This window comes from Novosphingobium sp., assembly GCF_036803765.1.
Classification (GTDB): Bacteria; Pseudomonadota; Alphaproteobacteria; order Sphingomonadales; family Sphingomonadaceae; genus Novosphingobium.
The window spans coordinates 1-7475 of record NZ_DAIRTS010000052.1 but is presented as its reverse complement, the minus strand read 5'-3'; the positions used below and the strand labels follow the sequence as shown (position 1 = coordinate 7475).

General features: G+C 66.1%; 9 protein-coding genes. 3 read left to right on the top strand and 6 right to left on the bottom strand.

Annotation, left to right across the window (positions count from 1 at the left end):
- The coding region (locus tag V7Q48_RS18155) for an outer membrane protein (protein ID WP_333840649.1) at positions 1-695 on the bottom strand (695 nt) is incomplete at its 3' end.
- Positions 696-1071: 376 nt separating this feature from the next.
- Between V7Q48_RS18155 and V7Q48_RS18150 the strand changes: the two genes are divergently transcribed.
- The gene (locus V7Q48_RS18150) at positions 1072-1713 is read left to right on the top strand and encodes a YqaA family protein (protein WP_333840646.1); all 642 of its coding nucleotides are present in this window, start codon (positions 1072-1074) and stop codon (positions 1711-1713) included.
- A gap of 144 nt (positions 1714-1857) precedes the next feature.
- Here the strand turns inward: V7Q48_RS18150 and V7Q48_RS18145 are convergent, their stop codons facing one another.
- Both V7Q48_RS18145 and V7Q48_RS18140 read right to left on the bottom strand, forming a co-directional pair.
- A complete protein-coding gene (locus V7Q48_RS18145) occupies positions 1858-2832 on the bottom strand; it encodes a quinoprotein relay system zinc metallohydrolase 1 (RefSeq protein WP_333840644.1) in 975 nt (324 codons plus the stop codon).
- On the bottom strand, positions 2829-3614 hold the full coding sequence (locus V7Q48_RS18140) for a quinoprotein dehydrogenase-associated SoxYZ-like carrier (RefSeq protein WP_442947162.1): 786 nt from the start codon (positions 3612-3614) through the stop codon (positions 2829-2831). Before V7Q48_RS18140 ends, V7Q48_RS18145 begins: the two co-directional genes overlap by 4 nt.
- Before the next feature lie 116 nt (positions 3615-3730).
- On the opposite strand from V7Q48_RS18140, the gene V7Q48_RS18135 reads away from it, so the two are divergent.
- Both V7Q48_RS18135 and V7Q48_RS18130 read left to right on the top strand, forming a co-directional pair.
- A complete protein-coding gene (locus V7Q48_RS18135; protein WP_333840642.1) occupies positions 3731-4402 on the top strand; it encodes a rhodanese-like domain-containing protein in 672 nt (223 codons plus the stop codon).
- A gap of 47 nt (positions 4403-4449) precedes the next feature.
- On the top strand, positions 4450-4743 hold the full coding sequence (locus V7Q48_RS18130) for an EthD family reductase (protein ID WP_333840640.1): 294 nt from the start codon (positions 4450-4452) through the stop codon (positions 4741-4743).
- 19 nt (positions 4744-4762) lie between these two features.
- On the opposite strand, the gene V7Q48_RS18125 is transcribed toward V7Q48_RS18130, so the two are convergent.
- From V7Q48_RS18125 to V7Q48_RS18115, 3 genes are read right to left on the bottom strand one after another with little or no spacing between them, the layout of a single operon-like run.
- Positions 4763-5530: an SGNH/GDSL hydrolase family protein gene (locus V7Q48_RS18125; protein ID WP_333840638.1), complete on the bottom strand. Its 768-nt coding sequence runs from the start codon at positions 5528-5530 to the stop codon at positions 4763-4765.
- 23 nt (positions 5531-5553) lie between these two features.
- Positions 5554-6753 carry a serine palmitoyltransferase gene (spt, locus tag V7Q48_RS18120; protein ID WP_333840636.1) on the bottom strand — a complete coding sequence of 400 codons (1200 nt, stop codon included), beginning with the start codon at positions 6751-6753 and terminating at the stop codon, positions 5554-5556.
- 7 nt (positions 6754-6760) lie between these two features.
- Complete coding sequence (locus tag V7Q48_RS18115) at positions 6761-7000, bottom strand: acyl carrier protein (RefSeq protein ID WP_333840634.1); 240 nt, start codon at positions 6998-7000, stop codon at positions 6761-6763.
- Positions 7001-7475 lie beyond the last annotated feature (475 nt).

The following is a 7475-nucleotide window of genomic DNA, read 5'->3' as shown; positions in this document are numbered from 1 at the left end:
TTGCACACCGGCGGCGGCGGCGCTTCTTCCTGGCCACCGAAGTTGTAGGTCAGCGTGCCGAGGATCGAGTGCGAGCGCCAGCGGGTGTTCAGGTTGGCGCCAGCGAGCGAGCCCGAGGTGCCGACGAGGTTCACGTCGTTGACGTTGAAGAAGCGGTACTTGACACCCACGTCGACGTGGCTGCTGAGCGGAGCGCGAACGCCCGCCAGGACCTGCCATGCGAACTTGGTCTGCGAGTCGTCGACCAGGAACGAAGGCGTGGCGATGTAGTACTTCGCCTTGGCGACACCGGCACCACCGCCGACGAAGCCCTGCAGGCCGTCGTCCGGACCGAAGTCGAGCAGGCCGTTGACCATGAAGCTCAGAGCGCTCTGGCTGCCGCCGATGCGGCCGTCGTCACGGTTGAACACGGTGCCGGTGATGTTGTTGCGAGCGCTGTCGAAGCGAGCGCGGCGATAGCTGCCTTCGGCTTCGAGGCGGAACGCGCCGAAGTCGTAACCGACGATACCACCGAAGTCGTAACCGGTCTTGGTGCTGGTGGTGACGGCGTTGTTGGTGCCGTTCACGTCGTGATCCGAATCTTCGACGATCATCGCGCCGCCGTCGGCTTCGACATACCAGCTCTTGTCCTTAGCAAGAGCGGGCGTCGCGATTGCGCTTGATGCAAGGGCGAGGCCCAGGATCAGTTTCCGCATTACGTTTCCCCTTTTGTACGAGATCATGCCACGTCGTGGCGGTTATCTACCGGTTCCGTTATCCCCATGCAAGCGGACACGCACGCGAACTGTTGCAGAAAAACAACTACATCAGTTGTCATCGCTTCATTTCCCGGCTTAAACCACCCTCATGTGCAGCCTGTAATGCCACAAGCTGGAACGGGTTCCCGAAAAAATTGCAACGTCGTGCCATTCTGTCTCCCGGCTCGTCGCATTTCCCCGCGGGATGCGGCCATTTGGTGCCAATCTGGCAATTCCGGCGCACCCAAGCGGACTGGCGATTTTTTGTGCACTGCACTAGGAACGGCGCCTGAGCCTAGGCTCGCGCCTGCCTTGACCTGACCGGAGTTGTCCGATGCTACGCCGCCTCTACGACTGGACCATGGCCAAGGCCGCCCATCCGCAGGCCCACTGGTGGCTTTTCCTGTTCGCCTTCATGGAAGCCAGCTTCTTTCCGATCCCGCCCCATCCGCTGCTCGGCCTGATGTGCCTTGCACGTCCCAGGCAGGCGGTGCGCTATGCCGCCTTCGCAACGGCCGGATCGGTGATCGGCGGTTTGCTGGGCTACGCCATCGGGTACTTCCTGTACGACAGCATCGGCACGCAACTGCTGACGGCGCTGCATCTGGCTGAAAGTTTTCCGAAAGCTGCGTGCTATCTGCGCGAATACGGTGTGGAGATCATCGTCCTCAAGGGCGCGACTCCGATTCCGTTCAAGCTGCTGACCATCACCGCCGGCTTCATCGGCATGCCGCTGGTGCCGTTCCTGCTGGCAAGCGTGGTCTCGCGCTCGATTAGCTTCATGATCGTGGGCGTGCTGTTCCGCCTGTTCGGTGCCCCGATCAAGCGCTTCATCGACAAATATCTCGGCCTCGTCACGATCGGCTTCGTGCTGCTGGTCGTCGCAGGCTTCGCAGCCGCAACCATGCTCGGCGGCAACGGCGGCAAGAACGCGGCAACCGAGCAGTGCGAGCGCACGATCGCGGCCCGCCCCTGACCCGCCGCAACGGTTAACCACACGGCGGAACTCGAGACCGGCAGCGTGCCCAAGCGGCGACGGCCCATCATGTGAAGTAGGTCTCGGATGGGCCCCCGCCGCCACGAGGACCTGCGCTTATCTTGCGCAAACGCTGCTGCGGGTTCAGCCCTCGATCCGCGGCAGCGTGGCCTCCTCGATCCGGGCGTAGAAATGCGCGACGCTGCGCTGCAACTCATAGCGCGCCATCTTCACGGATGCGAATTTTTCAGGGATCGGCATCTGGCCCGCGTCGGTCATGTCCATCCCCTGCGCCACCGCGGCATGCAACGCCGTATCGAGCCAATCGAGCCAGTCGCGGGTCTGCGCGATCGCGCTGCCGTCGGTGTCGAGCGGCCCATGTCCGGGCACCAGTTGCCGCCGTGGCAGGGCCGCCAGCGTATCGAGGCTTTTGTGCCACAATGCGAGATCGGCATGCGGGGTCGCCGGCGCGCGATCGTGGAACACGAGGTCACCTGCCAGCACGGTCCCGCTCGCCTCGTCGACGAGCACGAGATCTCCGCCGGAATGGCCCGCCATGGCCATGGCGGTGAGCGCCCGGCCGCCGACGGTCAGCCGTCCCGGCTCGACCGTCATGCCCGGCTGGGCCACGCTGGTCCCGCGCATCCAGTCTGCCAGAATGCGATACATCGCGTCGGAAAAGCCGTTGGCATCGCGCAGCAGGTCGGCACGCGTCGCCGGCAGCGCGCTGACGATGGCGGGATCGAACGCCGCCAGCCCCAGCGCATGATCCGGGTGCAGGTGGCTGATGAACACCCGGCGCACGGGTCCATGCGTCAGGCGCTCAGCTTCGCCCGCCAGCGCGCGCGCATAGTTGAACGAAGGCCCGCAATCGAACAGCACGGCGCCGCCTTCCGGGCAGGCAAGGATAACGGCATTGGCGATGGCACCGCCGTTTTCAAAGGCGATGGCCTCGTCCGCGCCGCGCACCAGCCAGATGCCGTCACCGATCGGCTGCGGCACGATGGCATAGCGCCCGGCAAAGGTCTCCGCATTCGCCCCGGTCGGCCAGGTTGCCGCCGGCAAGGCCAGTGGCGCTGCGGCCAGCAGGCCCAGTGCACCACGACGCGACAGGATCATGGTGCGGATACCTTTCCATCGAAGGTGCGCCCGTTGGTGTCGGCAAGATGCACCGCGACCGCCCCTTTCGTCTCCTTGGGCAGAAGCACGGTGAAGGCCGGGTCTTCCGAAACCGAGCCGTTGATCGTCATGGTCCCCAGCATCACGCCGTCGGCGCTGCGCACCGTCATTGTCTCGAGGTTGTAGGCGGCAATGTTGTCGACCATTCCCGTATCCATTGGATGGCGGACGAGCACGCGCAGCCGCTGGTCTTCCGCTTCGCGCCAGAGGCGACCGCGCAATTCGCCCAGATGCTGCGCCCAGTCGCCCTTGACCCGGCTGACAGGCGGCGCCGAACAGCCCCCACCCGCCGCATCGATCCAGCGCCCCGCTACGTGCCACACGCCGTCGGCCGTCAGCACCGCCGCGCGAACCGGCGTGCGCTGGTCGAGCTTGATGCGCAGGCTGACATAGGCCAGCGCCCCTTCCGGACGGTAATCGATCGCCACCGGCAGCGGGTTGAGGTCCATCAGCACGACGATCCGCTGCACGCCGGACAAGGCGCGGGCGTCCACCGTCACCGGAAAGATACGCTGGTTCTCGGTGACGTCGGGCATGAGGACCTGAACCGCCGGATCGAAGACCACGGTCTGCTTGCCGAAGAGCCAGGCCGCATGGTTTTCCCACATCGGCGATTTGAGCGGGTCGGCAGGCGCGGCGATCGCCGGCGCAGCGAGCGGGACGGCAAGCCCCGGGGCCATGAAGATCGCTGCGAGGCGGAGCCAGGAGAGCCGTTGCGTCATACCAAGGCAGCATTGTGCCGGCCTTTCAGCACCGTACAATAGCACCATCGGCCAAGACAGACTGTCGCGGGGCATGGTGCCGCAATAGGCCGGAGACGGGCGGAAGGATGCAGGCGATGGCGCACCGGCGCACGCACAGTTGGACCGTGCCGCTCGCCATCGGCGTCGCCTGCGCGACGGGCAGCATTCCCGCTTGGGCCGCGATCGATCCGCCAGCGCCCGGCGCCGTCCTGGCCCCGGTCTCAGGCCCGGTCTCAGCCCAGGTCTCAGCCCCGGCCCTGCCAAGCGATGCCTTCGACGCCGACGGCTATCGCCGCAATACCTACCGCGCTCCGATCGATCGCCTGCCCTCTCCCGCCAAGCCGATCACACCCGACCAGGCGCGTCGGCTTCACCCGGCCTCCACCTTGTTCATCGATGTCCTCCCGGCCGAAGGCGGGCACCGCGACCCGGCGACCGGTCGCTGGTCGCTGGCGATGGCGCACCAGACCATACCCGGCGCTGTGTGGCTGCCCGAAACCGGCCGCAGCAACCCCGAGCCGGTGCTATGGCAGGCGCTGCTGGCCCGCGCCTCCGCATTTCGCCGGATGCAGCCGCAGGGCCCGATCGTCCTGTTCTGCCGGGTCGACTGCTGGATGAGCTGGAATGCCGCCCGCAGGCTGGCAATCACCGGCCTGCCCCACGTCTTCTGGCTGGGCGAGGGTATCGAGGGGTGGCACGACCATGGCGGAAGCCTGGTTGATGTGACCCCCGAAGCCGTGCCAGACAAGGCCGGCAGGACACCCTGATCCCGACGCGCCCATCAAGGGCGCGCAATCCTACGGAGAGAATGCCCATGGCAACGATCGTCGTCAGCTACCCCGCCACCGAAGGCGCGCGATTCGACACGGATTACTACACCGCCTCGCACATCCCGCTGGTGCACAAGGTCTGGGGCCCGCACGGCCTGACCGAAGCCGAAGTCCTGTTCCCCGCGGGCGGCCAGCCCTGGATCGCCGCGGTGCTGCTGCGCTTCGAAAGCCAGGCCGCGATCGACGCATCCCTCGCCGATCCCGCCACCGGCGACGTCATGGGTGACGTCCCCAACTTCTCCGACATTCATCCGGTCGTCTACCGCGCCGCCGACTGAGCCGGCAACGATCCGGTCGTCAGCGCGGCTTCTCGGCCTCGGCCAAAGCCGCGCGGGCGATCGGCTCCATCACCGCATAGCCTGCGGCATTGGGGTGCACCCCGTCGCTCGACAGCCCCGGCTTCATCGCGCCCTCGGGCGTCGCCATGGCGCCGTGGTAATCGGCATAGACGAGGCCGCGTGTTCGCGCGAGTTCACGCAGCCAGGCATTGAGCGCGACGATCTGCCCCGCCGGCTGCATCCCCGCACGCCAGTTGAACCCGCCGGCCGGCAGCACGCTGCCCAGCACGACCGAAATCCCGTTGGCCTTGGCCAAGTCGACCATGGCCAACACGTTGGCGGTGTATTCCTCGGGGCTGGTCGGGCCGGTGTTGCCCGCCACGTCGTTGGTCCCGCACATGATGTGCACGACGCGCGGCCGCAGCCGGACGACATCCTGGTAGAAGCGCAGCAGGATCTGCGGGCTGGTCTGCCCGGCAATCCCGCGATCGACGATCCCGCCGGCAAACAGCCGCGGCGCGGTGGTCAACCACCACTCGGTAATCGAATCGCCGATGAACACGGCGCGCACCGGCTGCGGCACCTGGCGGTCGGCCTTCTGATAGCGACACACCGCCGCCCAATCGAGGCCGCCGGTCCGGCTGGCGGTGCAGGGCTCGGCCACCATCGCCGTCGCCCTGGCGGGGACGACGGTCACTTGCGGAACGGGTGTCTGCGCCGTTGCCGGTCCAGGCGTCTGGGGGGCGGCGCGGGCAAGACCCGGCACCGCCAGCAACGCTGTCGCCACGCCTCCGACCATCGCCTTGCGCATCAGATGATGCCCACGGCCTTGCCGGCGCGTTCGAACATGCCGATGATCGTCTGGACCTGCTCCGCGCTATGCGCGGCACACAGCGAGCAACGCAGCAGCGTCATCCCCGCGGGCGTCGCCGGCGGCCGGGCGAGGTTCACGTAGAGCCCCTCGTGCAGCAGCGCTTCCCACATCATCGCGCCGCGCTCCAGGTCGGGCATGATGACCGAGATGATCGCGCTCTGCGGCGTCTCGGTGCCGAGCTTGAACCCGCGCTGCGTGAGCCCGGCGTGCAAAGTCTTGGAATTTTCCCACAGGTGCGCGCGCTTGTCGGCCGCGTGCATCAGCTTGCGGATCGAGGTCGTCGCGGTGTGGACGACGCTGGGCGGCAAGGACGCGGTGAACACGTAAGGGCGGCAGACCAGGCGCAGGATCTCGAACTTGGGATGGTTCGAGACGCAGAATCCACCGACCGTGCCGACCGACTTGGAGAACGTGCCGATCACGAAATCGACCTGGTCGAGCACGCCCTGGTCCTCGGCCACGCCGCGACCGTTGGGCCCGATGAAGCCCATCGAGTGCGCCTCGTCGACCAGCACCATGGCGCCATGCGCCTTGGCCACCGCGATCATCTCCTTGAGCGGGGCGATGTCGCCTAGCATCGAGTAGACGCCTTCGAGCACGACCAGCTTGCCCGCGCCTTCGGGAATGCGCTTGAGGCGCTTTTCCATGGCTTCGATGTCATTGTGCTTGAACGGCACGACTTCGGCGTCGCCCATCTTGCAGCCGTCCCAGATCGAGGCGTGGCTGTCGATGTCGAGGATGATGTAGTCACCCTTGCCCGCCATTGTGCTGATGATGCCGAGGTTGGCCTGGTACCCGGTCGAGAACACCATGGCATGGTCCATGCCGTAGAAATCCTTGAGCGCGTCCTCGACCGCACGGTGCCCGGCATAGGTGCCGTTGAGCACGCGGCTGCCGGTCGTGCCCGAGCCGAATTCGTCGAGCGCCTGCTTCCCCGCCGCGATCACGTCGGGGTCAAAGGTCATGCCCATGTAGTTGTACGTGCCGAGCAGGATCGTCTCGCGACCGTTGCAGATCGCGACGGTGGGCGAAATCACCTTTTCCATCACGAGATTGAACGGGTCGGTCACCCCGGTCGACAGCAGCGCGGCGCGCTGTTCGATCAGGCCGTCGAACTTGGAAAACAGGTCGGTCATGGTGCGCTCAGCCCTGCAGCTTGTTCACGGCATCGACCAGCTGGCCATAGGTCTCGATCTCGGCCTGCTGGTTCATGGTGATGATGATGTCGAACTCGTCCTCGATCGCGGCGACGAAATCCATCACGGTCAGGCTGTCCCATTCGAGATCGCCGGCAAAGGTGGTGGCATCGGTGATCGCCACGCCCTTCTTGTTGAAGGGCTCGATCAGCTCGGCAATCCTGGCGGCAGTGGCGGCGCGGTCCATGATGGTATCAGTCTCCGTAGGCAGGCTTGCGCCCTGCCAGAACAATGCGGCGGAAAAGCGGCTTGTGCCCTGCCCTGTCAAGCCTGAACGCCCGATGATGCCCAATTAGCGGCCTGGGAGAAGGACAGAGTTGGCGCAACGGCGGACGGCTACGGGCGCAAGACGACCAACACGTGGGATGGTCACGTGCAGCGCTAGACTGGCGACCACACGGCAAACGGTCAGCCACAGCAAGCCCCCTTTCCCCCTTTCGTCATGCCGAACTTGTTTCGGCATCCAGCTCTCGGCCAATTTCTGTCGTGGCGAGAGGGAACGTCAGGTACGGCAATGCCATGGGAGCACGCGGGCGGCGCGGGGACGACGGCCCTGACGCACTGGTGGCTGCGGACTGCGCCCGACGCGTTGGCCTATATGTCGCAAGGTTCACGCAGAGGCGCGAAGGCGCAAAGGTGTCGCTGCGGTGATCGCACGCCGT